This is a genomic window from Pseudomonas sp. MF09156, from assembly GCF_059862305.1.
The window spans coordinates 167,257-187,269 of record NZ_JCBCUR010000009.1 but is presented as its reverse complement, the minus strand read 5'-3'; the positions used below and the strand labels follow the sequence as shown (position 1 = coordinate 187,269).

18 protein-coding genes and 1 pseudogene are annotated in these 20,013 nt (G+C 63.2%); 7 read left to right on the top strand and 12 right to left on the bottom strand.

The features are described 5' to 3' along the window. Positions 1-2: 2 nt before the first annotated feature. The 4 genes and pseudogenes from AC19YY_RS20205 to AC19YY_RS20190 form a co-directional block, all read right to left on the bottom strand. Positions 3-824, bottom strand: coding sequence for a polysaccharide biosynthesis/export family protein (locus AC19YY_RS20205; RefSeq protein WP_492633471.1), 822 nt, complete (start codon positions 822-824; stop codon positions 3-5). A gap of 6 nt (positions 825-830) precedes the next feature. Then, positions 831-1,742: a glycosyltransferase family 2 protein gene (locus AC19YY_RS20200; protein WP_500604736.1), complete on the bottom strand. Its 912-nt coding sequence runs from the start codon at positions 1,740-1,742 to the stop codon at positions 831-833. Next, on the bottom strand, positions 1,742-3,205 hold the full coding sequence (locus AC19YY_RS20195; RefSeq protein WP_172314451.1) for a mannose-1-phosphate guanylyltransferase/mannose-6-phosphate isomerase: 1,464 nt from the start codon (positions 3,203-3,205) through the stop codon (positions 1,742-1,744). The genes AC19YY_RS20200 and AC19YY_RS20195 overlap by 1 nt, the downstream gene beginning before the upstream one ends. After that, a pseudogene (locus tag AC19YY_RS20190) lies at positions 3,205-4,644 on the bottom strand (undecaprenyl-phosphate glucose phosphotransferase). The gene AC19YY_RS20195 and the pseudogene AC19YY_RS20190 overlap by 1 nt, the downstream one beginning before the upstream one ends. A 454-nt stretch (positions 4,645-5,098) precedes the next feature. Between AC19YY_RS20190 and AC19YY_RS20185 the strand changes: the two are divergent. Beyond that, a complete protein-coding gene (locus tag AC19YY_RS20185) occupies positions 5,099-5,728 on the top strand; it encodes a LysE family translocator (RefSeq protein ID WP_500604735.1) in 630 nt (209 codons plus the stop codon). A gap of 399 nt (positions 5,729-6,127) precedes the next feature. Here the strand turns inward: AC19YY_RS20185 and inhA are convergent, their stop codons facing one another. Further along, positions 6,128-6,808 carry an isonitrile hydratase gene (gene inhA / locus AC19YY_RS20180; RefSeq protein WP_169954790.1) on the bottom strand — a complete coding sequence of 227 codons (681 nt, stop codon included), beginning with the start codon at positions 6,806-6,808 and terminating at the stop codon, positions 6,128-6,130. 90 nt (positions 6,809-6,898) lie between these two features. On the opposite strand from inhA, the gene AC19YY_RS20175 reads away from it, so the two are divergent. Next, positions 6,899-7,867 carry a GlxA family transcriptional regulator gene (locus AC19YY_RS20175; protein WP_169954789.1) on the top strand — a complete coding sequence of 323 codons (969 nt, stop codon included), beginning with the start codon at positions 6,899-6,901 and terminating at the stop codon, positions 7,865-7,867. Here the strand turns inward: AC19YY_RS20175 and AC19YY_RS20170 are convergent. From AC19YY_RS20170 to AC19YY_RS20155, 4 genes are all read right to left on the bottom strand, one after another. Continuing rightward, complete coding sequence (locus AC19YY_RS20170) at positions 7,837-8,769, bottom strand: alpha/beta fold hydrolase (protein ID WP_500604734.1); 933 nt, start codon at positions 8,767-8,769, stop codon at positions 7,837-7,839. The two genes, AC19YY_RS20175 and AC19YY_RS20170, sit on opposite strands and share 31 nt — an antisense overlap. 37 nt (positions 8,770-8,806) lie before the next feature. Continuing rightward, complete coding sequence (locus tag AC19YY_RS20165) at positions 8,807-9,421, bottom strand: GNAT family N-acetyltransferase (RefSeq protein WP_500604733.1); 615 nt, start codon at positions 9,419-9,421, stop codon at positions 8,807-8,809. A 163-nt stretch (positions 9,422-9,584) separates the two neighbouring features. Beyond that, positions 9,585-11,411, bottom strand: a complete 1,827-nt coding sequence (locus AC19YY_RS20160; RefSeq protein WP_169954787.1) for a glycoside hydrolase family 15 protein — start codon at positions 11,409-11,411, stop codon at positions 9,585-9,587. Further along, positions 11,404-12,204 carry a glucose 1-dehydrogenase gene (locus tag AC19YY_RS20155; RefSeq protein WP_500604732.1) on the bottom strand — a complete coding sequence of 267 codons (801 nt, stop codon included), beginning with the start codon at positions 12,202-12,204 and terminating at the stop codon, positions 11,404-11,406. Before AC19YY_RS20155 ends, AC19YY_RS20160 begins: the two co-directional genes overlap by 8 nt. A 161-nt stretch (positions 12,205-12,365) precedes the next feature. On the opposite strand from AC19YY_RS20155, the gene AC19YY_RS20150 reads away from it, so the two are divergent. From AC19YY_RS20150 to AC19YY_RS20135, 4 genes are all read left to right on the top strand, one after another. Then, a complete protein-coding gene (locus AC19YY_RS20150) occupies positions 12,366-13,109 on the top strand; it encodes an AraC family transcriptional regulator (protein WP_169954785.1) in 744 nt (247 codons plus the stop codon). Positions 13,110-13,223: 114 nt separating this feature from the next. After that, complete coding sequence (locus AC19YY_RS20145; protein WP_169954784.1) at positions 13,224-14,702, top strand: efflux transporter outer membrane subunit; 1,479 nt, start codon at positions 13,224-13,226, stop codon at positions 14,700-14,702. Then, complete coding sequence (locus tag AC19YY_RS20140) at positions 14,699-15,850, top strand: HlyD family secretion protein (protein WP_169954783.1); 1,152 nt, start codon at positions 14,699-14,701, stop codon at positions 15,848-15,850. The genes AC19YY_RS20145 and AC19YY_RS20140 overlap by 4 nt, the downstream gene beginning before the upstream one ends. Further along, a complete protein-coding gene (locus AC19YY_RS20135; RefSeq protein WP_169954782.1) occupies positions 15,840-17,360 on the top strand; it encodes an MDR family MFS transporter in 1,521 nt (506 codons plus the stop codon). Before AC19YY_RS20140 ends, AC19YY_RS20135 begins: the two co-directional genes overlap by 11 nt. A 22-nt stretch (positions 17,361-17,382) precedes the next feature. On the opposite strand, the gene AC19YY_RS20130 is transcribed toward AC19YY_RS20135, so the two are convergent. Continuing rightward, positions 17,383-17,967, bottom strand: coding sequence for a TetR/AcrR family transcriptional regulator (locus AC19YY_RS20130; protein WP_169954781.1), 585 nt, complete (start codon positions 17,965-17,967; stop codon positions 17,383-17,385). A 131-nt stretch (positions 17,968-18,098) separates the two neighbouring features. Between AC19YY_RS20130 and AC19YY_RS20125 the strand changes: the two genes are divergently transcribed. Next, positions 18,099-19,271 (top strand): MFS transporter, encoded by a 1,173-nt coding sequence (locus AC19YY_RS20125; RefSeq protein WP_169954780.1) that lies wholly within the window; start codon positions 18,099-18,101, stop codon positions 19,269-19,271. 1 nt (position 19,272) lies between these two features. Here AC19YY_RS20125 and AC19YY_RS20120 read toward each other — a convergent pair whose 3' ends face one another. Beyond that, positions 19,273-19,638 carry a type II toxin-antitoxin system HicB family antitoxin gene (locus AC19YY_RS20120; protein WP_169954779.1) on the bottom strand — a complete coding sequence of 122 codons (366 nt, stop codon included), beginning with the start codon at positions 19,636-19,638 and terminating at the stop codon, positions 19,273-19,275. Continuing rightward, the gene (locus tag AC19YY_RS20115; protein WP_057439099.1) at positions 19,635-19,886 is read right to left on the bottom strand and encodes a type II toxin-antitoxin system HicA family toxin; all 252 of its coding nucleotides are present in this window, start codon (positions 19,884-19,886) and stop codon (positions 19,635-19,637) included. The genes AC19YY_RS20120 and AC19YY_RS20115 overlap by 4 nt, the downstream gene beginning before the upstream one ends. Between the last annotated feature and the right edge of the window lie 127 nt (positions 19,887-20,013).

The following is a 20,013-nucleotide window of genomic DNA, read 5'->3' as shown; positions in this document are numbered from 1 at the left end:
AATCATTGGCCTGCGTTGATGACTGGGTTGTTGTAGATGGTGTTGCCGCTGTTCTTCACGCCACTGTCGTTGAGGTCGTAGTTCAAGCCCACACCAATGCCCTTGTTGATCGGGAACAGGCGGGTGAAGTACATGTCCACCGCTTCCACGGTGGCGCCGATGCCCGACTGCGGCACGTAGATCAGGTCGCCACGTTGCAGGGCCACCCGAGGGTGATTGGGATCGGTCAGCATGTTGTTCAAACTGATGAAGTAGGTCTTGTACTTGCCATCCGGGCCGGTACGCATCAGGGCCACGTTGGAGGCGTCCGCCGAGGCCAGCACGCCGCCGGAGCTGAGCAGGGCCTGCTCCACACTGACATTGCCCGCCAGGTCAAAAAACGCCGGGTTAGGCACCGCACCACCGATAAACACCTTGTTGCTCGGGGCGCTGGCGATGTTCACCGTCACTGCCGGTTCACGGTAGATGCGCTTGTACTTGTCGGTGATTTCCTTGCCCAGGTCTTCCGGCGTGCGCAATGCCGCCTTGACCCGACCGATGTTGGGGATGGAGATCACGCCGTCGGGGCGCACGACAAATACCGTCATGTCGTCGGCCGCCGCCGGCTCCTGGGCATCACGCACGATGCGCAACAGGTCGCCACTCTGGATCAGCACCTGCGGGGGCGGCAGGTCGGCCAAGGTCAGCGCCGCCTGGTGGCCGGCCTTGAGCGTGTTGTTGTCAGGAAGCGGCACCCGCGCAGGGGTCGAACAACCAGCCAGCCAGATCGAGGCACTCAACAGGCTGAACAGGGTAAGACGGGAACGTCGGTTGGTAGTCTTCATGACGGCTCAAGTCCAGTAGGTGGAAAACATGCCCAGGCGCTGCTTGAGCGATTTGGGCAGGTAGCGTTCAAGGTGGCCGAGGCGATAGCCCAGCAATTTAAAGGCACTGCGCACCACCACTTCGGGGGCGCGGTGCAAGGCGTTGGCCTCGCGCAAGGCACGTAATTCGGCCAGTACATAGCGTTTACCTTCACCGCCGGCGTCGCCAAACGCCTGGCGAATCCACGGCTCGCGGCCGTAGAACACACCAATGTCGAAGTAGCGGTGAAATTCATCCATGAGTCGGTAATCGTGGGAGTGATAAACCCGGGCGCTGGCGGCGTACTGCACCTTCCAGCCCGCCAGCAGCAGGCGCGCGGCGACGTAGGCGTCTTCGCTGCCGATCACATCGGCGGGAAAGCCGCCCACGGCCTCTAGGGCGCTGCGCCGGTACACGGAAAACGAATCGGAGCTAAAGCAGGTCTTGATCCCCAACTGCGGCGCATCGGCCAGGCTTTTGCTGCGGCTGTGGGCCGGGTAGTTGAAGTGCCGCGACTGCGCGCCCAGCACTCCCGCACCGGGGTGCGGCAGCTGCCGGCCATAGGCGACGCCGTTGAGTGGGTCCTGTTGCAGCTCGGCGAGCAGGTTGGCGAAGGTCTCGGGCTCGGCCGGGATCGCATCCTGGGTCATCACGATCAGCGCATCGCCACCCACGTGCTCGCTGGCCCAGCGCCGGGTGCCGCCGTGGTTGAAGTCGCGGGCGGCGATCACTTCGACACGCGTGCCAAACTCGCGAAAGCGCGCCACCGTGTCATCGCTCGAGGCGCTGTCCACTACCAGCATTGCGTCGGGTTGCAGGGTCTGCATGCGCAGCGCCGGCAGCAGCCGGTCGAGGTGGCCGGCGGCGTTGCGGGTCGGGATGATCAGGGACGTACGCATCAGGGCTTGGGCTCGCTGGCGGGCGCACGGCCGTAGATGTCGTCGAAGCGCACAATGTCGTCTTCGCCCAGGTATTCGCCGCTCTGCACCTCGATCATCACCAGGTCGATGATGCCGGGGTTGGTCAGGCGGTGTTTGTGCCCGGCGGGAATATAGGTGGACTCGTTCATGTTGAGCAGGATCTCGCGCTCGCCATTGGTGATCATTGCCGCGCCGCTGACCACTACCCAGTGTTCGCTGCGGTGATGGTGCATTTGCAACGACAGCGAGCCCTTGGGCTTGACCACGATGCGCTTGATCTTGAAGCGCGTGCTTTCCTCCAGCACCGTGTACGTGCCCCAGGGCCGGGTGACGGTGCGGTGCAGGCTGAACGCGGGATGATTCTGGCGCTTGAGTTCGGCAACGATATGGCGCACATCCTGGCTGCGGTTGGCGTCGGCAATCAGAAGGGCGTCGGGGGTGTCGACGATGATCAGGTCACGCACCCCGACCGCGCCCAATACGCGCTTGGGCGAGTCGATATAGCAGTTGTGCACGTCGTGCAGGATCGCTTCGCCATTGATCTGGTTGCCGTTGTCGTCGCTGGGGGTCAGCTGGCGCAGGGCTTCCCAGGAGCCGATATCGCTCCAGCCGATGTCACACGGCACTACGGCAACCTGGGCGGATTTCTCCATCAGGGCCACGTCGATGGAGATGTCCGGCGCGGTGCCAAAGCCTTGCGGGTTCAGTTCGCGCTGGCGGCTGCTGTTGTTTTGCAGGCTGGTGCTGTGTTCCAGCGCCGCCTTGGCTGCGTCCAGCACGGCCGGGGCGTGGGTCGCCAGCTCTTCGAGCAGGGTGGCGGCCTTGAAGCAGAACATCCCGGCATTCCACAGGTGCTTGCCGCCGTCGAGGTAGCCTTGGGCGGTGGCCAGGTCGGGTTTTTCGACGAAGCGCTGGACACGGAAACCCTGGGCCAGCGCCGGGCCTTGTTCGATATAGCCAAAGCCGGTCTCGGGGCGGTCGGGCTGGATGCCGAAGGTCACCAGGTAACCCGCTTCGGCCAATTCGCGGGCCTGGGCCACGGCCTTGGCGAAGGCGTTTTCATCGAGGATCAGGTGGTCGGCCGGCATCACCAGCAATTGCGCATCGTCGCCGAAAAACTCCTGCACATGCAGGGCAGCGACCGCGATGGCCGCAGCCGTGTTGCGGCCGAACGGTTCCAGCAGCAAATCCAGGCCCAGGTGGGCGGTGTTGACTGCGCGGTAATCGTCGAGGGTGCGAAACAGCAGGTCGCGGTTGGTCACCGTCAGCACGCTGTCGACCCCCGGCAGGCGGCTGGCGCGCAGGAAAGTTTTCTGCAACAGGCTCTGGTCGTCGCGCATGCGCATGAACGGCTTGGGCATGTTCTGCCGCGAAACCGGCCACAGCCGCGTGCCCGAGCCACCGGAGATGATGCAGGGAATCAATCCGTTGAGGGTGTTCATCAATAGACTTCCTTGGTGGAAAGGACGGCCGGGACCGTCATGAAAACGATGTACAGGTCAAACCACACCGACCATTTGGCGATGTATTCCAGGTCGTATTCGACCCGTTTCTGGATCTTGAACAGGGTGTCGGTTTCACCCCGGTAGCCATTGATCTGCGCCCAGCCGGTGATGCCCGGCTTGACCCGGTGCCGCGAGCTGTATTCGCTGACGGCTTCCTCGAACGGAATCCCGGCGGCCTTGGTGGCGGTGGCATGGGGGCGCGGACCGACCATCGACATATTGCCCAGCAGCACATTGAACAGTTGCGGCAGCTCGTCGATGCTGGTCTTGCGAATGATTCGCCCGACACGGGTGATACGTGGGTCGCGGCGGGTGGTCTAGCACTCGGCGTTGAAATCGCTCTGGTCGACGTACATCGAGCGGAACTTGAACACCCGGATCAGGTTGTCGTTATAGCCGTAGCGCTTCTGGCGAAACAGCACCGGGCCCTTGGAGTCGAGCTTGATGGCAATGGCGGTCACCACCATGATCGGCGACAACAGCAGCAGGCCGGCGCTGGCCAACAGCAGGTCTTCACAGCGCTTGATAAAGGGTGACCAACCGCGCAGCGGCAGTTGCGAGGTGTTGAACATCAGGATGCCGCCGACATCGGTGATGCGGTTATGGCCATAGCGCAGGGCGGCCATGTCCGGCACCAGCATGACGTTGACCGACATCTGCCGCAGGCGCTTGACCAGCCCGTTGATGCGCTGCTCGGCGGCCCAGGGCAGGGTGATCATCACCTGGTTGACCTGTTCGGACCTGATCAGTTTTTCCAGGTCGCGGGTGTTGCCCAGCAACGGCAGGTTGCTCAATTCCTTGGGGATGCGTTCGGTGCGGTCGTCGATAAAACCGATCAGGCCGGAGCGGATGTCACTGTTGCGCGACAGGTGTTCGGCCACATGGATGGCGGTGTCGGTAAAGCCGAGGATCACCGTGCGCTGCAGGAACTTGCCATTCTTCATCAGGTTGCGATACAGGCGCAGCATCAGGATGCGTTCCACGCCAAACAGGATCAGGCTCAGGCTGAACCAGAACATCAGGTTGCGCGGGCTCAACTGCGGGAACAGCAGCAGGATCTGGTACATGAACAGCAGGATGCAAAACGCCGAGATCCACGCGACCAACATCACGCGAAAACGCAGGCGGTTGCTGAACAGGTCCTCGGAGTACACCCCCAGGGCCTGGAACAGAATGATGGTCAGGATCGCAAAAAACAGCAGCAGGCCCAGGTAGTGGCCACGCATTTGCGGGTCGACCGGATCCGGGTAGAACAACAGGATCATCGCCGGCAGGACTGCCGTCAGGCCGTGGATTAATTTGACGAAAACCACAAAGAATTCAACAAAACCGGTACGAGTCAGAAACAGGCTGTCGACTGACGACTTCTCACGCATAAATCATCCCTCAATACACCACCAGGACTTCCCTGTTCGTTTGCTCATCCATAAGGCAGGTCTGCTTTATAAGTGGTGCAAGGCGAACGACTGCTTTCACTGGGTAACGCGCAATTGCCTGTCTGGGCGCAGGCTGTTGCGAAGTAATGTCTAAATGATGGCTCCTTTTGATTTTCTCGTCAAGGTTTTGACTTTTTCCATGAGTCTAGCCGTCTAGTGTCATAAGATACTCTTGTGATGACGGTTTGTTGACATATTTTGCGGTATTCTCAGATTAATCGAGAATAAGTGATGGCTTTTTGGAGTGTAGAAACAAAAGCGGGAATTATCCTGCCGGGCAGGAAAAGCTTTTTTGACGGGCTGCACCGGCATCTGTAGGAACTCTCTGGCGGCTGCTGGCATCTGGCCCAGGGGTGAGACTAATCTACGGTTTTCCCTGGCGGATGAGCTAAGCATGATCGATCTCCCAACCCTGGCGGTTTTCTCTGGCTCCGTGCTGCTGTTGCTGCTGTCGCCCGGGCCGAACATGGCCTTTGTCATCAGTCATGGCGTGAGCTATGGCTGGCGCGGTGGGGTGGCGGCGGGGTTGGGGATCGGGGTGGCCGACCTGCTGCTGACCGCACTCACCGCTACCGGTGTCACCGCGTTGGTGGCCAGTTGGCCCCCGGCGTTTGACCTGATTCGTTATGCCGGGGTGGTCTACCTGCTGTGGCTGGCGTTCAAGACCTTGCAGAAAAAACCGTCCCTGGATACCGCCCAAGTTGTGCGGGTACGCCTGGGCGGGGTGTTTATGCGGGCCATGCTCAACAGCCTGCTCAACCCCAAGGCGCTGCTGTTTTTCATGGTGTTCCTGCCGCAGTTCGTCAAACCCGAGGCCGGCCCCATTGCCCTGCAATTGGTGCAGTTGGGTGCGGTCCTGACGCTGATTGCGGGCGTATTTCACGCGGTACTGGGGGTTTTTGGCGGGGCGATCAGCCGGTTTTTCGCCGGTAGTAAAAGAACCGCCGGCCTGCAGAAATGGGGGCTGGCCACGGTGCTGACGGTGTTGGCCGTGCGCCTGGCGGTGATGCCGCGCAGCTTGTAAATGGCAGATGCCTCTCCTTGTGGGAGCGGGCTTACCCGCGATAGCGGCGGTTCAGCCATTATTTTTGGCGGCTGGTATACCGCCATCGCAGGCAAGCCAGTTCCCACCTTTGATTTGTGGTGTGGCCCAAACTACTGCCCCGACGCACATCCCCTGTGGGAGCGGGCTTGCCTGCGATAGCGGCAGTTCGGCCATTATTTTTGGCGGCTGGTATACCGCCATCGCAGGCAAGCCAGCTCCTACCTTTGATTTGTGGTGTGGCCCAGGCTTCTGCCCCGACGCACATCCCCTGTGGGAGCGGGCTTGCTCGCGAAAGCAGTGGGTCAGTCAACATCAATGTTTGCTGGGCCGACGTCTTCGCGAGCAAGCCAGCTCCCACAAGGGAAAAGCGTCCGGCCTTCAGCCCAGCCGCGCCGCCGCCCGTGCGGCAATTTCGCCCCGGGTCTTGCGTGATTCAGCGGTGCGCTTATTCGCCTCGTCCAGCACCGGCCGTGGCGCGGTGTCCGGGCGGCCGGCATTGAAGGGCGGGGCTGGCGCATATTCAAGCTGCAATTGCACCAACTGCGCCGCCGCCTCGCCGTACAGCTCGGCGGCCAGGGTCAGGGCAAAGTCGATCCCCGCCGTGATGCCGCCCCCGGTGAACAGATTGCCGTCGCGTACCACACGCTCCTGCACCGCAGTCGCGCCCAAAGTGGCCAGCATCTCGTGATAGGCCCAATGCGTGGTGGCTCGCCGCCCGCGCAGCAAACCCGCCGCTCCCAGCACCAGCGAGCCGGTACACACCGACGTCACATAGCGCGCGGTCTGGGATTGTGCCCGCAGAAAGTCCAGGGTCGGCTCATCTTCCATCAGCGGCCCAACCCCCGAGCCGCCCGGTACGCAGATCACGTCCAGCGTCGGGCAGTGGTCGTAGGTGATGGTCGGTGACAGCACCAACCCGCTGCTGGAAGTGATCGGCGCCAAGTCTTTCCAGATCAGGTGCAACTTTACGTCCGGCAATGACGCCAGTACGTCGTAGGGGCCGGTGAGGTCCAGTTGCTGGATGCCGGGGAACAACACAAAGCCGATCTGCAAGGTCATGGTGAAACTCCAGGAGAGGGGATGGACGGCTTCACTCTAGTGGCCTAGGCTTTGGCGCATACGCCATTGAGCCCACGAATCACGCCAATCATGCCGAAAATCATCCATGTGCTGGCCTTTGCCAACGTGCAGGTACTCGACGTCACCGGGCCGTTGCAAGTGTTTGCCTCGGCCAACGACCTGGCCCGCCAGCAAGGTTTGCCGTTGCCCTATGCGGTCAACGTGGTTGCCGCCCAGGCCGAGCCGGTGATGACCTCTGCCGGCCTGGCCCTGGTGGCCGAGCCGTTGCCTGCCGCCGATACGCCTTGCGACACCCTGGTGATCGCTGGTGGCTGGGGCGTGTATGGGGCGGCCGATGATCCGCAACTGGTGGAGTGGGTGCGGCAAAAAGCCAAGCAGTCGCGGCGCATCACCTCGGTGTGTACCGGTGCCTTCCTGTTGGCCGCCAGTGGCCTGCTGGACGGCTGCCGTGTCGCCACCCACTGGACGCGCTGCGAGGAACTGGCGCGTAAATACCCCAGGCTGCGGGTCGAGGCCAACCCGATCTTTATCCAGCAGGGCTCGCTCTGGACTTCGGCGGGAGTCACGGCCGGTATCGATTTGTGCCTGGCCCTGGTGGAACAGGACCTGGGCCGCGCAGTGGCCCTGGAAGTGGCGCGGCACCTGGTGGTGTTTCTCAAACGACCCGGTGGGCAGTCGCAGTTCAGCGTCACCCTGTCCCTGCAAAAGGGCGGCAGCCGCTTCAGTCAATTGCATGCGTGGATTGCCGAGCACCTGCACCTTAACTTGAACATCCCGACCCTGGCGGCTGCGTGTGGCATGAGCGAACGCAGCTTCGTACGCCATTACCGCGCCGAAACCGGCCAGACCCCGGCCCGGGCGGTGGAACTGATCCGCGTGGAAACCGCACGCCGGCAATTGGCCGACAGCACCGTGGCAATCAAGCGCATCGCGGCGCAATGCGGCTTTGGCAGCGAAGAAACCATGCGCCGCAGTTTTATCCGCGCGTTGTCGATCACCCCCCAGCTTTATCGCGAGCGGTTTGCGGCGCCGGCGTGAGTCTGCTCCAGCAGTTCAAACAATGCATCGAGGGTGGCCTGCGGTGCTTCCTGGGGAATATTGTGGCCCACCCCGGCGAGCACCCGGCGTCGATAGAATCCGCTGAAATTGCCCACGTCGTCATCCACCTCGGGAGCCGGGCCGACACCGTCGTCGGCGCCGCACAGCGAAATGCTTGGCACCGAAATCGGCGGCGGCTGCACCAGCGCCTGTTCAATCCCTTCCAGCGCCGGATCACCCTCGGCATACATGAAACGATGGCGATAGGAGTGGATCACCACCTCCACAAAGTCCGGGTTATCAAACGAGGGCGCCGTCTGCGGGTAAAGGCTCGGCCCCTCGGCCCAGGAGGGCGACCAGAGTGACCACAGCAGTTCACACAGCTCGCCGCGGTTGGCGGTCAGGCCATCGACACCCCGTTGGGTGTGGAAATAGAACTGGTACCACAACCGATGCTCCGTGACCGGCGCGCGTGGCTGGACGGACTTGGCAATGTCCTGAATGTTGTAGCCATCACCTGTGACCAGGCAGCGTACGCGCGTGGGCCAAAGCGCCGCGACAATGCACGCGGCGCGCCCGCCCCAGTCATAACCAGCAAGGGCTGCCTGGTCGATGGACAGGGCGTCCATGAAATCCAGCAGGTCCTTGGCCAGCGCCGCCTGTTGGCCGGAGCGCATTACCTGGGCGTGGGCAAAACGGGTCGGGCCGTAGCCGCGCAGGTAAGGCACCAGCACGCGATAGCCAGCCTCGGCCAACACCGGCGCGATGGCATCGTAGCCGCGAGGGTCATAGGGAAAACCGTGCAGCAGAATCACCACTTCGCCGTCGGCCGGGCCATGGGCTTCGTAGGCGATATCGAGCATGGGAGTGCGGATATACAGCAGCGTGATCGAGGGGCTCATTGGGACTCCGTCAGGGTCACAGCAGGGAGCCTGGACTTTAGCGCGAAACCTTTGCGTGTTCATGGGCCAGCAGCGAAAACACGTGCAGGTCCTGATAACGCCCCGCCCAAAACCCGGCCTCGCGCAGCACGCCTTCGCGGCTAAAACCCAGGCGCCCCAGCAGTGCCTGGGACGCCAGGTTGCGCGGATGAACCAGCGCTTCGACACGATGCAACTGCATCTGCGCAAAGCCCCAGTCGAGCACGCTGCCCAGGGCTTCGCTCATCAAGCCTTTGCCCCTGGCCGTCGGTGCCAGCTCGCAGGCCAGGGCGCAGCTGTTCCACTGGCGATTCCATTTGAACAGCCCACAGGTGCCAATCAACCTGCCTTCACATTCCAGACCCCAGCGCGTGCCCGGATTGGCCTGGGTCCGCCATTGAGCGAAGGTGGCGATCAGGGCGTGGGCCTGTGATACATCGGTCATGGGATCAATGCCAAACCAGGGCATGGCCTCGGCGTCGCGATAGATCGCGAACAGCGCCGGGGCGTCGTGGGGGGTCAACTCCCGCAGGTGCAAACGTTCAGTGTGCAGGGTGGGGAACGCATCCCTGTGGTGTGGCGCGGTTGGCGTGGGTATCGACTGAACATTGTCGGGCGCCAGGGGCGGGTTCATATTCGTTCCTTGAATACAGGAGGGGCAGGCAGATAGCTTGCTCAAGGTAGCAAAGATCAAAGGTGGAGCGGTCGAGCTTTAGCGAGGCAGCGATGGCATCGGTGCAGCCAATGTGGAGGTTGCCTGAAAGCTCCTCCAAGGGTTTCACTTCGCTGCTCGATTCTCAAGGTTGCCACACGGTTTTTTCCCCACTCAACTTGCGATCCAGAAACGTCGCCGCGCTGATCAGCGCCAAATGGCTCAAGGCCTGGGGCGTGTTGCCTAGATGCCGTGCCTGGCTGTCGAACTCTTCGGCATAAAGCCCCAGCGGGTTGGCATAGCGCAGCAGTTGCTCGAACTCCAGGTGGGCCTTTTCCACTTGCCCCGCGCGGGCCAGGCATTCGACGTACCAGAATGAACAGGCGGTAAACGCCCCCTCTGTGCCTTGCAAGCCGTCAATCTGGCTGTCGTCATTGCGGTAGCGGTACACCATGCCGTCGCGCACCAGGCTTTTCTGGATGGCCTCCAGGGTCGACAGCCAGCGCGGGTCGGTAGCCGCCACGAAGCGCACCAGTGGCATCAACAGCATCGACCCATCCAGTGCAGTGCTGCCGATGTGCTGCACGAAATGCCCGCGTTCGGCGTTCCAGAAGTTGCTCCAGATATCTTCATAAATCGCCTGGCGGGTCTGGTCCCAGCGGGCGAACGGGGCTGGCAGCGAGCGTTTGGAGGCCAGGCGTATCGCCCGGTCGAGCGCCACCCAGCACATCAGCCGCGAGTGCAGGAAGTGATGCTGCTCGCCACGCATCTCCCAGATGCCGACGTCTTTCTGGTTCCAGGTTTCGCACACCTGGTCCACCACTTCCAGGGTGTGTTTCCAGCCTTCATGGGAGATGGCCTCGCCGTACTTGTTGACCAGGTACACCGCGTCCATCAGTTCGCCAAAGATATCCAGTTGCACCTGGTCAAAGGCCTCGTTGCCAATGCGCACCGGTTGCGCGCCGCCGTGGCCGCTGAGGTGGGTCAACTCGGTTTCCGGCAGCTGTTGGCGGCCGTCGATGCCATACAGGATATTGATTTTCATCGGCTGCCCGCAGCAGTCGCTGACGCGCCCGCGCAGCCAGCGCATGTAGTCATTGGCTTCCTGGACAAACCCCAGGCGCATAAAGGCATAGACGGTGAACGAGGCGTCGCGGATCCAGGTGTAGCGGTAGTCCCAATTGCGCTCGCCGCCGGGGCTTTCGGGCAGGCCGAAGGTGGCCGCTGCGAGGATCGCCCCGTGTTTGCGCGAGGTCAAAAGCTTCAGGGCCAGGGCCGAGCGGTTGACCATTTCCCGCCAGCGGCCACGGTAGTTGGACTGCGCCAGCCAGCCGCGCCAGAACTGCAGGGTGCGTTGCAGGCACAGGTCGGTGCCGCCACTGTCGACACGCACATCGTCGAGGCCACCAAGGACAAATTCGGCGCCCTGGTCCTGGTCCAGGGTAAAGCAGGCAACAGCGGCATCGTCCTCGATCTGTACCGGTAGGCTGCTGGCCAGGCGCAGGCCGGGCAGGCCCGGGGCTTGGAAACATACATCGGTCTTATCCGCCGTAGCCCGGGTGGGCGCCCGGGCATAGTCATGGCGTACCGCGCAGCGCATATGCAGGGTGGCCTTGCCGCTCACCACCCGCACGCGGCGGATCAGCAGGGGCAGGTCGTCGACGTCGTCGCTGATGCTCAGCAGGTCGGTGATTTCCACCACCGCCTCATCGCTCAGCCAGCGGGTTTGCAGGACGTTGGTGTCCGGCAGGTAGATTTGTTCGCGGCGCGCCTCGGGCAGGTCTGGGGTGAGCTGGAAGATCCCGGCGGCGGGGGAGTCGAGCAGTGAGCAGAAGATCGACGGGCTGTCGAATTCCGGCCAGCAGAAAAAATCGATGCTGCCCTGGTCGTTGATCAGCGCTGCACTGCGCATGTCGCCGATGATGCCGTGGGCGTCGATGGCGCTTTGCGCTTCGTTTTTCAGATCAACCATTGTCTTTGAACTCCGGATAAAGGCTCATGCCGCCGTCGATAAACAAGGTGCTGCCCACCACATAGTCGGACGCATCACTGGCCAGCCAGACCACGGCGTTGGCCACATCCTCCACGTCGCCAACGCGGCCATAGGGGATCAGTTTGAGCAACTGCTGCTCGGCATCGCCCTCGGTGGCGGCGCGGTTGATGGCCGTGCGGATCGCCCCCGGCGCGATGCCGTTGATGCGGATCCGTTGGTGGCTGACTTCCTGGGCGAGGCTGCGCATCAGCATCTCGACGCCGCCCTTGGAGGCCGCGTAATTGACGTGGCCGGCCCAGGGGATCAACTGGTGCACCGAACTCATATGGATGATCTTGCCGGCAGCCCGCGATACGCCGACTCGCACACCCTGGCGGTTGAAAATGCGCAAGGCGGCGCGGGCGCAGAGGAACTGGCCGGTGAGGTTGACGCCAATCACCGCGTTCCATTGCTCAAGGGTCATGTCGCTGATGGCGGCGTCTTTCTGCAGGCCCGAGTTGGCCACCAGGATGTCCAGGTGGCCGAAGGCGTCGAGGGTTTGCGCAAACAGGCGCTCGACATCGGCCTCCCTGGACACGTCGGCACCGATCGCCAGGGCCCGGCCACCGGACTGGTTGATCTGCGCGGCCAGGGCCTGGGCGGGTTCTGCCTGGCTGTTGTAGTTCACCACCACCGCCGCGCCGGCGGCGGCCAACGCTTTGGCGGCGCCCGCGCCAATGCCGGAGCTGGCCCCGGTGACCACGGCCACTTGTTGTTCCAACGAGATGCGCATTGTCCACCCAACCTTTCTTCAGGAGTCCATTGAGCTGACTGATGGTGCGCGGCACAAGTTCAGCGGCTTGTCTGAAATGCGACGATGGCTGTCTATATCTATCGTTTTCGCCAGCGGGCTTTTGGTTAGAATCAGCGGCTTGATGACGTGAGACGCTGCCCATGACAACTGCGCACCGGCCTTGGCTTGAGGCTTATGCCGACAACTACCGCAACGACGAAGTGGTCCACCCCCATTGTCATACCCAGGCGCAACTGATTCACGGGGTCACCGGAGTGATGGTGGTCAGCACCGCCCAGGGCAGTTGGCTGGTGCCGTCCGGGCATGCGTTGTGGGTGCCCGCCGGGACGCCCCACGAGATCCGTATGGCCGGCGAGGTGCACATGCGCACCTTGTTCCTGATGCCTGAGGTGGAGCCAAGCCTGGGCCGGACCTGCCAGGTGATCGAGGTCTCGGCCCTGCTGCGCGAGCTGATCGTGGCCGCCACACAGATCGCCGGCCAGAACAGCCCACGCTTGCAGGCCATGGTGGAGTTGATCCGCATGGAGCTGTTGGCTGCACCGGTGGTGGCCATGCATGTGCCGGTTCCCGGCGAAGCGCGCTTGGCCCGGCTATGTAACCGGTTTATCCGCAACCCATCCGATGACAGCAGCCTGGAGTCCTGGGCCGAGACCCTGAACATGAGCGCGCGCACCCTGAGCCGGATTTTCCAGCGGGAACTGGGCATGAGCTTTGGCGAGTGGCGCAAGCGTGCGCGCCTGGCCCTGAGCCTGAAGCTGCTGGCCCAGGGCGCTTCGATCCTGGAGGTGGCGCTGGAGCATGGTTACCAGAGCCCGAGCGCGTTCAGCGCGATGTTCCGTCGTTCGCTGGGGTATCCGCCGAGTCATTTCCGTCCCGGGGCCTGATGTTGCTTCATGTAACCCAATTGTCCATTTGGCGACGATACATGGCCCTGGCGCGGGCGAATCCGCCAGGGTGCATGCCTAATCTGCAAAGCTCATTCTTCAGCGAGCTTTGTGATGCCCAGCCTTGTCGTTCATCCACCCACTAGCCATCGATCCCCGGCATCCCTGACCCTGCTTCTGCTGGGCGCGCTGGCCGGATGCAGCGGCCTGCCCGACGAGCCAGCCGCGCAGTTGACAGCCCAGGCGGCGCCGCAATTGTCCAGTGGCTCGGCCACCCAGCCGCTGCCCCAGCGCTGGTGGCAGTTGTACCGCGACCCGCAATTGGACCGGCTGGTCGAGCAGGCCTTGAGCCACAACAAAGACCTGGAGGCTGCCGCCGCCCATGTCGACGCGTTGCTGGCCCGCCTGGAACAGGTCGACAGCGAGCGCCAACCCTCGAGCCTGCTGACCTACGGCGTGGGCTATGGCCGCAGCCGAGACGACCAGACCCTGGCCCAGGCGAGCGGTAAACATGCCGACGCCCAATGGAGCCATACGCCCGGATTCGCCCTGAGCTACACCCTGGACCTGTGGGGCGAGGTGCGTTATCGCCTGGCCGCCGCCCGCGCCGATGCGGATGCGGCGCGCGCGCTGGAAGATGAATGGCGGGTGACGGTGGCCGCGCAGATCACCCGCGCCTATGGCCAGGCCTGCGTCTATGAGTTCAGCCGCCAGGTGCAGCGTCATTCGGTGCAAGTGTTGGAGCGCAGTGTAGAAGTCACCCGCACGTTGCAGAAAGCCGGGGCGGCGACGGCGCTGGACCTGGCGCGCCTCGATGGCCTGCTGGAAGAAACCCGTGCGCCGTTGCCGATATTGACTGCCCGCCGTCAGGCCGCCCTGTATGAATTGGCGGTGCTCAGTGGGGTGGCGCCCCAGGACGTGGCCCGTAACAGCTGTGCCCGGCCCCCGCAATTGCAGGCGCCGCTGCCGGTGGGGGACGGCTGGGCGCTGGTGCAGCGGCGTGCCGATATCCGGCGTGCCGAGCGCCAACTGCAAGCGGCCACGCTGGCCATCGGTGTCGCGCGCGCAGATTTGTATCCGCGGGTGACGTTCGGTGCCGCGCTGGAGTCTTCCGCCAGCAGCCTGGGCAAGTTGGGGGACAGTGAGGCGCTGGTGTATTCCGTGGGGCCGTTGCTGTCTTGGCGCTTTCCCCATCGCGGCGTTGCCCAGGCCCAGGTGGGCCAGCGCCGGGCCCAGGCGCGCGAGGCCCAGGCGCGTTTTGACGGCACGGTACTCAATGCCTTGAAACAGGTCGAGCAAGCCCTGGCCCTGTATCAGGGCGAACAGCAACGCCGCCAGGCCCTGCAAGCCGCGCTGGACAGCAGCCAGCGGGCGTTTGAGCTGGCCAACCGCAGTTTTCGGGCCGGCGCCCTCGATGCCCTGCAACTGCTGGACAGCGAGCGCAGCCTGGTCAACCTGCAGGCCACCCTGGCCCAGGCTGACCTGCGCTTGATCAACCGCCAGATCGACCTGTTCCAGGCCCTAGGTGGCGGCTGGCAACGTGACGATCACCCCCAACCCATCCCCCTTGCGACCCTTGGAGCCACGCCATGAACCAGGCTGTTGAACCCGCCATCCTGCAATCCACTCCCAGCTTGATGCAACGCCATCGCCGTGCATTGCTGACGGGCGCATCCCTGGCGACGCTGTTGGGGCTGGGGCTGTTTGCCGGGTATTGGTGGCAATGGGGGCGATTCCTTGAAGAAACCGACGATGCCTACGTGCGCGCCGATTGGGTGGCAATCAGCCCACGCATCGCCGGCTACGTGGCCCAGGTGTTGGTGGAGGACAACCAGCCGGTCAAGGCCGGGGATGTGCTGGTACGCCTGGATGACCGCGACTTTATCGAACAGTTGCACAGCACCGAGGCCAAGTTGCAGCAAGCCCGGGCAGCGGCGACGGCGCGCCAGTCCAGCCTGCATACCCTGGACGCACGCCTGGGCGAGCAGCAGCAACGCATCGTCCAGGCTCAGGCTGCGTTGAGCAGCAGCGAGGCCGAGGCTCATCGTGCCCGCCTGGACTTCCTGCGTTATCGCGACCTGGTGGACCAGCAGATTGCTACCCGTGAGCGCCTGGAAACCGCCAGTGCCGGCCAGGCCAAGGCGCTGGCGGCAGTGACCGAGGCCCGTGCCCAAGTGGCCCGGCAGCAGGCCCAGTGCCAGGTGTTGCAGGCGCGCCGCCAACAGGCCCAGGCGCGGATTGCCCAATCCCAGGCCCGGGTGGGCGAGGCCCAGGCCAAACTGGCCCTGGCCCGCAACGCCTTGAATGACACGGCGATCCGCGCGCCGTTCGATGGGGTCGTGGGCCAGCGCAAGGTGCGTCGCCAGCAGTACGTGATGCCGGGCCTGCCGTTGCTGGCGGTGGTGCCGGTGGAGCAGGCCTATGTGATCGCCAACTACAAGGAAACCCAGTTGCAACACATGGCGCCGGGGCAATCGGTGGATATCGCGGTGGACAGTTTTTCCGGCCAGCACTGGCGCGGCCAGGTGGAAAGCATCGCGCCCGGTTCCGGCGCGGTGTTTGCCTTGTTGCCGCCGGACAACGCCACCGGCAATTTCACCAAGATCGTGCAGCGCTTTGCGGTGAAGATCCGCCTGGTGACCGACGCGGCGAATGCGCCCGTCATCTTGCCGGGAATGTCGGTGATCGCCACGGTGGACACCCGTCCGGCCAGCCAGCAGGACGGTTCCCATGGAGGCTGATGCACGCACCTCGAACGTATCGTTTCGCGCCTGGGTCGCGGTGATCGGTGGCTTGTTCGGGTGTTTCATGGCCGGCATGAACGTGCATGTCACCAGCGCCGCCCTGCCGGAAATCGAAGGGGCCCTGGGGGCTACGTTCGAGGAGGGTTCGTGGATTTCCACGGCCTATCTGGTGGCGGAAATCATCATGATCCCGCTCACTGCCTGGCTGGTGCAGGTGTTTTCGTTGCGGCGGGTGATGTTGTGGGGCTCCGGGGTGTTTCTGGTGGCCTCGGTGGCGTGCTCGATGGCGCCTAACCTGCCGGTGATGATCATCATCCGGGTCATCCAGGGCGCGGCGGGGGCGGTGCTGATTCCGTTGTCGTTCCAGTTGATCATCACTGAGTTGCCCGCCAGCAAGATCCCCCTGGGCATGGCGCTGTTCAGCCTGGCCAACAGTGTGGCCCAGGCTGCGGGGCCGTCCATTGGTGGCTGGCTGACTGATGTTTATTCGTGGCGCTGGATCTTCTACCTGCAACTGTTTCCCGGCGTTGCCCTGTTGGCGGCCGTGGCCTGGTCCATCGACCGCCAGCCGATGAACCTTGGGTTGCTGCGCCAGGGCGACTGGCTGGGCATCGCCTGCATGGTGCTGGGGTTGGGGGCATTGCAGATCGTGCTGGAGGAGGGTGGGCGCAAGGACTGGTTCGGCTCCTCCTTTATTGTGTGGATGAGCCTGGCGGCGGTAGTGGGGTTGGTGGGTTTTGTCGGCCGGCAATTGTGGGGCAGCAAGAGCTTTATCAACCTGCGGTTGTTGGCGCACTACAACTTTGGCGTCGCCAGCGTGGCGATGTTTATCTTCGGCGCCAGTACGTATGGCCTGGTATTTCTGGTGCCCAACTACCTGTCCCAGATGCAGGGCTACAACGCCAGCGAAATTGGCATCAGCCTGATTGCCTATGGCCTGGTGCAACTGGTGCTGGCGCCGTTCCTGCCGCGGCTGATGAAGTGGTTGAGCGCGAAAATCCTCGTGGCTTCGGGTTTTGCGATCATGGCTTTGGGCTGTTGGATGGGCGCGCATTTGTCGGCAGACAGCGCCAGTAACGTGATCATCCCCTCGATCGTAGTGCGCGGCATTGGCCAGCCGCTGATCATGGTGGCGCTGTCGGTGCTGGCCGTGCATGGGCTGGCCAAGGCGCAGTCCGGTTCGGCCTCGGCGGTGTTCTCGATGCTGCGCAACCTGGGCGGTGCGGTGGGCACGGCCTTGCTGGCGCAACTGGTGGTGGTGCGCGAGCAGGTGCATTCGGCGCGCATCGGTGAGTCGCTGAGCATTTTCGAACCTGCTTTGCAGCAACATTTGCCGGGCGGCGGCGTGTTGCAGGAGCAATGGCCGCAGCAGCAGCAAGTGCTGGAGTTGCTCGACCAGAGCGTGCGGCACCAGGCATTTTTGATGGCTTACAGCGACGCGTTCTACCTGGCGTGTGTGGCGCTGACCTTGTGTGCGGTGGCGGCGTTGCTGCTTCGTCGCACTTGATGGCTGTCGCGGGTTGAGCAATTCAGCGATTGGGTTTCAGCCCCCGCAGCAGCAACTCCAAGCCTTGCAGCGCTTGCTCCAGGCGTTCGTCCGGGCGTTCGGCATGGGCAATCCATTGCGCCGTATCCACCAGGCTGCCATTGATCAATCGGGCCAGCGCCAGGCTGGGGGCCTGTTCAACCAGCCCGGCGTGCATCAACCCCTCCAGCAGCCCGCGCAATGATTGGATGCATTGCTGCTGGGCTGCGGTGTTTTCGCCAAGTACTGCCGGTGCATCTTGCAGCACGATGCGCTGGATCTCGGGGTCCTGGGCCATGCGCAGATAGGCGCGACAGCGTTCGCAAAAACCATCCCAGGGGTTTTCGGCCTGGGCGCTGATCTGCTGTAGACGTTGATCCATCTCGCCGTCGAGTTGCGCGACTACCGCCGCCAATAAGCCTTTTTTGTCGCCAAAGTGATGGTACAACGCTCCACGGGTCAGGCCGGCGCGGGCGGTGAAATCATCCATCGAGGTATTGGCAAAGCCTTGGGCGGCAAAGGCCTGGCGGGCGCTGGCAAGCAGGCGGGCACGGGTTTGTTCGATCATCTCGGCGCGGGCTCGGCTCATGGGAAACGCTCGCTATTTGCAGGTGAGTGGTTGACATACGCTGCGTATATTACTCATGATTTGTCACATACGCACCGTATATCTTTCATCGGATGGCCAGCTCCAGGGCTCCCAGCAAGAGGTCACGCACCATGGCAAACCCCTACGCCGAGCTGTTCAAGGCGCCAGGCTCCAGGGCTTTTGTATCGGCTGGCATGCTCGCCCGCATGCCGATTTCCATGACCGGTATCGGGTTGATCACCATGTTGTCGCAGCTTCGCGGCGGCTATGGGCTGGCGGGCGCGGTGGCGGCGACGTTTGCCCTGGCCACGGCCTTTTGCGCGCCGCAGGTTTCACGGCTGGTGGACCGCTACGGCCAGGGCCGTGTCTTGCCGGTGGCGGCGATGATTGGCGGGGGGGCGTTGCTGTTGCTATTGCTGTGCACCCGCTTGCAGGCGCCGGACTGGACTCTGTTTATCTTTGCCGCCCTGGCCGGGTGCATGCCCAACATGTCGGCCATGGTGCGGGCGCGCTGGACCGAGATCTATCGCGGCCAGCCGCGTTTGCAAACCGCCTTTGCCCTGGAATCGGTGCTCGACGAGGTGTGTTTTATCCTCGGCCCGCCGCTGTCGGTGGGGTTGTGTGTGCTGCTGTTTCCGGAAGCCGGGCCCCTGGTGGGGGCGGCCTTGCTGGCGGTCGGGGTGAGCACGTTCGTCCTGCAAAAACAGACGGAGCCTGCCGTCCATGCACAGCTTGAGCAGCATGGCCGCTGGCTGATCACCCAACCTTCGGTGCTGGTGTTGATGATCCTGCTGATGGCCATGGGCACCATTGTCGGGGTGGTGGATGTGGTCAGCGTGGCGTTTGCCGAGCATCAGGGCCAGCCGGCTGCCGCGAGCATCGTGCTGTCGGTGTATGCCATTGGCTCGTGCCTGGCGGGGTTGGCCTTTGGCGCGTTGAAACTGCACATGCCGTTGCCCCGGCAGTTCCTGCTGTGTGGCCTGGCCACGGCGTTGACCACCCTGCCGTTGTTGTGGGTGGGGGACATTCTCGGGCTGTCGCTGGCGGTGTTTGTCTCCGGGCTGTTTTTTGCGCCGACGCTGATTGTGTCCATGGCCCTGGTGGAACGGGTCGTGCCACCCAGCCGCCTGACCGAAGGCATGACCTGGCTGATCACGGGCCTGAGCATCGGCGTGGCCATCGGTGCTGCCAGTTCCGGCTGGATGATCGACCAATCTGGCGCCCCCAGCGGGTTCTGGGTGGCGCTGGTGGCCGGCGCGGTGGTGTTGGTGGCCGCGGTGTTGGGCTACCGCCGCCTGGGATGAGTCACCCCAGGGCGGGGTGACTGTCCGCACCGTGATGGCGCAGGAACTCGTGCAACGCCTGGCGCGTCAGGTCGTTGAGCGTGACCTTTTTCTGCGTCGCCGCCAGGGCCGCGGCCAGGTGCAGATCATGGCCGACCCGCACATTGAACGAGCCTTTGCAGGGCTTTTCCGGTGTCTGGCCCAGGGTCTGGCAAGTAGCCAGGTAATCCTCCACGGCCTCGCGAAAGGCCGCTTCCAACTGGGCCACGGTCTGGCCTTCGTAGCTGACCAGCGGGCGGATAAACAGCAGCTTGCCGAACAGGCAATTGTCCTCGACGCTGGCTTCTATGGAGCCGATGTAGCCTTTGTGTCTCAACTGGTTGCTCATTGAATCAAGCCTCCTGATTCCAACTGTTCAATGATCTGGCGCCGAATGTAGTACTTCAGCTCATTGCCAGGGTGGGGCTTGTGCAGGGTGATCATTGCACTCGGGTCGCCAATGTCGAACTTGACGCGGCTCCCAGCCCCTTCGATTTGTCGATAACCCAGCCAGCCCAGCAACGTGACGAGCTCGGGCCAGGTAAATGCCATCTGCAGGTTGAGCAGTTTGGCGAGCAGCTTTTCATTTTTGGACACGGCGTTCCCTGCGTGTAACTAAATGTAGTTGCAAATGCGGTGATCCGTCAATGATAGGACGCCTTCGCGGGCCTCTGTCGGGTTTGATGTAACGCCCGATGACTGCACTCGCCTGCGCTAATTTTTC

Excerpts from the sequence above, each read along its gene's own strand:
- AC19YY_RS20205 (WP_492633471.1), bottom strand. The coding sequence starts at position 824 with ATGAAGACTACCAACCGACGTTCCCGTCTTACCCTGTTCAGCCTGTTG.
- AC19YY_RS20200 (WP_500604736.1), bottom strand. The coding sequence starts at position 1,742 with ATGCGTACGTCCCTGATCATCCCGACCCGCAACGCCGCCGGCCACCTC.
- AC19YY_RS20195 (WP_172314451.1), bottom strand. The coding sequence starts at position 3,205 with ATGAACACCCTCAACGGATTGATTCCCTGCATCATCTCCGGTGGCTCG.
- AC19YY_RS20185 (WP_500604735.1), top strand. The coding sequence starts at position 5,099 with ATGATCGATCTCCCAACCCTGGCGGTTTTCTCTGGCTCCGTGCTGCTG.
- inhA (WP_169954790.1), bottom strand. The coding sequence starts at position 6,808 with ATGACCTTGCAGATCGGCTTTGTGTTGTTCCCCGGCATCCAGCAACTG.
- AC19YY_RS20175 (WP_169954789.1), top strand. The coding sequence starts at position 6,899 with ATGCCGAAAATCATCCATGTGCTGGCCTTTGCCAACGTGCAGGTACTC.
- AC19YY_RS20170 (WP_500604734.1), bottom strand. The coding sequence starts at position 8,769 with ATGAGCCCCTCGATCACGCTGCTGTATATCCGCACTCCCATGCTCGAT.
- AC19YY_RS20165 (WP_500604733.1), bottom strand. The coding sequence starts at position 9,421 with ATGAACCCGCCCCTGGCGCCCGACAATGTTCAGTCGATACCCACGCCA.
- AC19YY_RS20160 (WP_169954787.1), bottom strand. The coding sequence starts at position 11,411 with ATGGTTGATCTGAAAAACGAAGCGCAAAGCGCCATCGACGCCCACGGC.
- AC19YY_RS20155 (WP_500604732.1), bottom strand. The coding sequence starts at position 12,204 with ATGCGCATCTCGTTGGAACAACAAGTGGCCGTGGTCACCGGGGCCAGC.
- AC19YY_RS20150 (WP_169954785.1), top strand. The coding sequence starts at position 12,366 with ATGACAACTGCGCACCGGCCTTGGCTTGAGGCTTATGCCGACAACTAC.
- AC19YY_RS20145 (WP_169954784.1), top strand. The coding sequence starts at position 13,224 with ATGCCCAGCCTTGTCGTTCATCCACCCACTAGCCATCGATCCCCGGCA.
- AC19YY_RS20140 (WP_169954783.1), top strand. The coding sequence starts at position 14,699 with ATGAACCAGGCTGTTGAACCCGCCATCCTGCAATCCACTCCCAGCTTG.
- AC19YY_RS20135 (WP_169954782.1), top strand. The coding sequence starts at position 15,840 with ATGGAGGCTGATGCACGCACCTCGAACGTATCGTTTCGCGCCTGGGTC.
- AC19YY_RS20130 (WP_169954781.1), bottom strand. The coding sequence starts at position 17,967 with ATGAGCCGAGCCCGCGCCGAGATGATCGAACAAACCCGTGCCCGCCTG.
- AC19YY_RS20125 (WP_169954780.1), top strand. The coding sequence starts at position 18,099 with ATGGCAAACCCCTACGCCGAGCTGTTCAAGGCGCCAGGCTCCAGGGCT.
- AC19YY_RS20120 (WP_169954779.1), bottom strand. The coding sequence starts at position 19,638 with ATGAGCAACCAGTTGAGACACAAAGGCTACATCGGCTCCATAGAAGCC.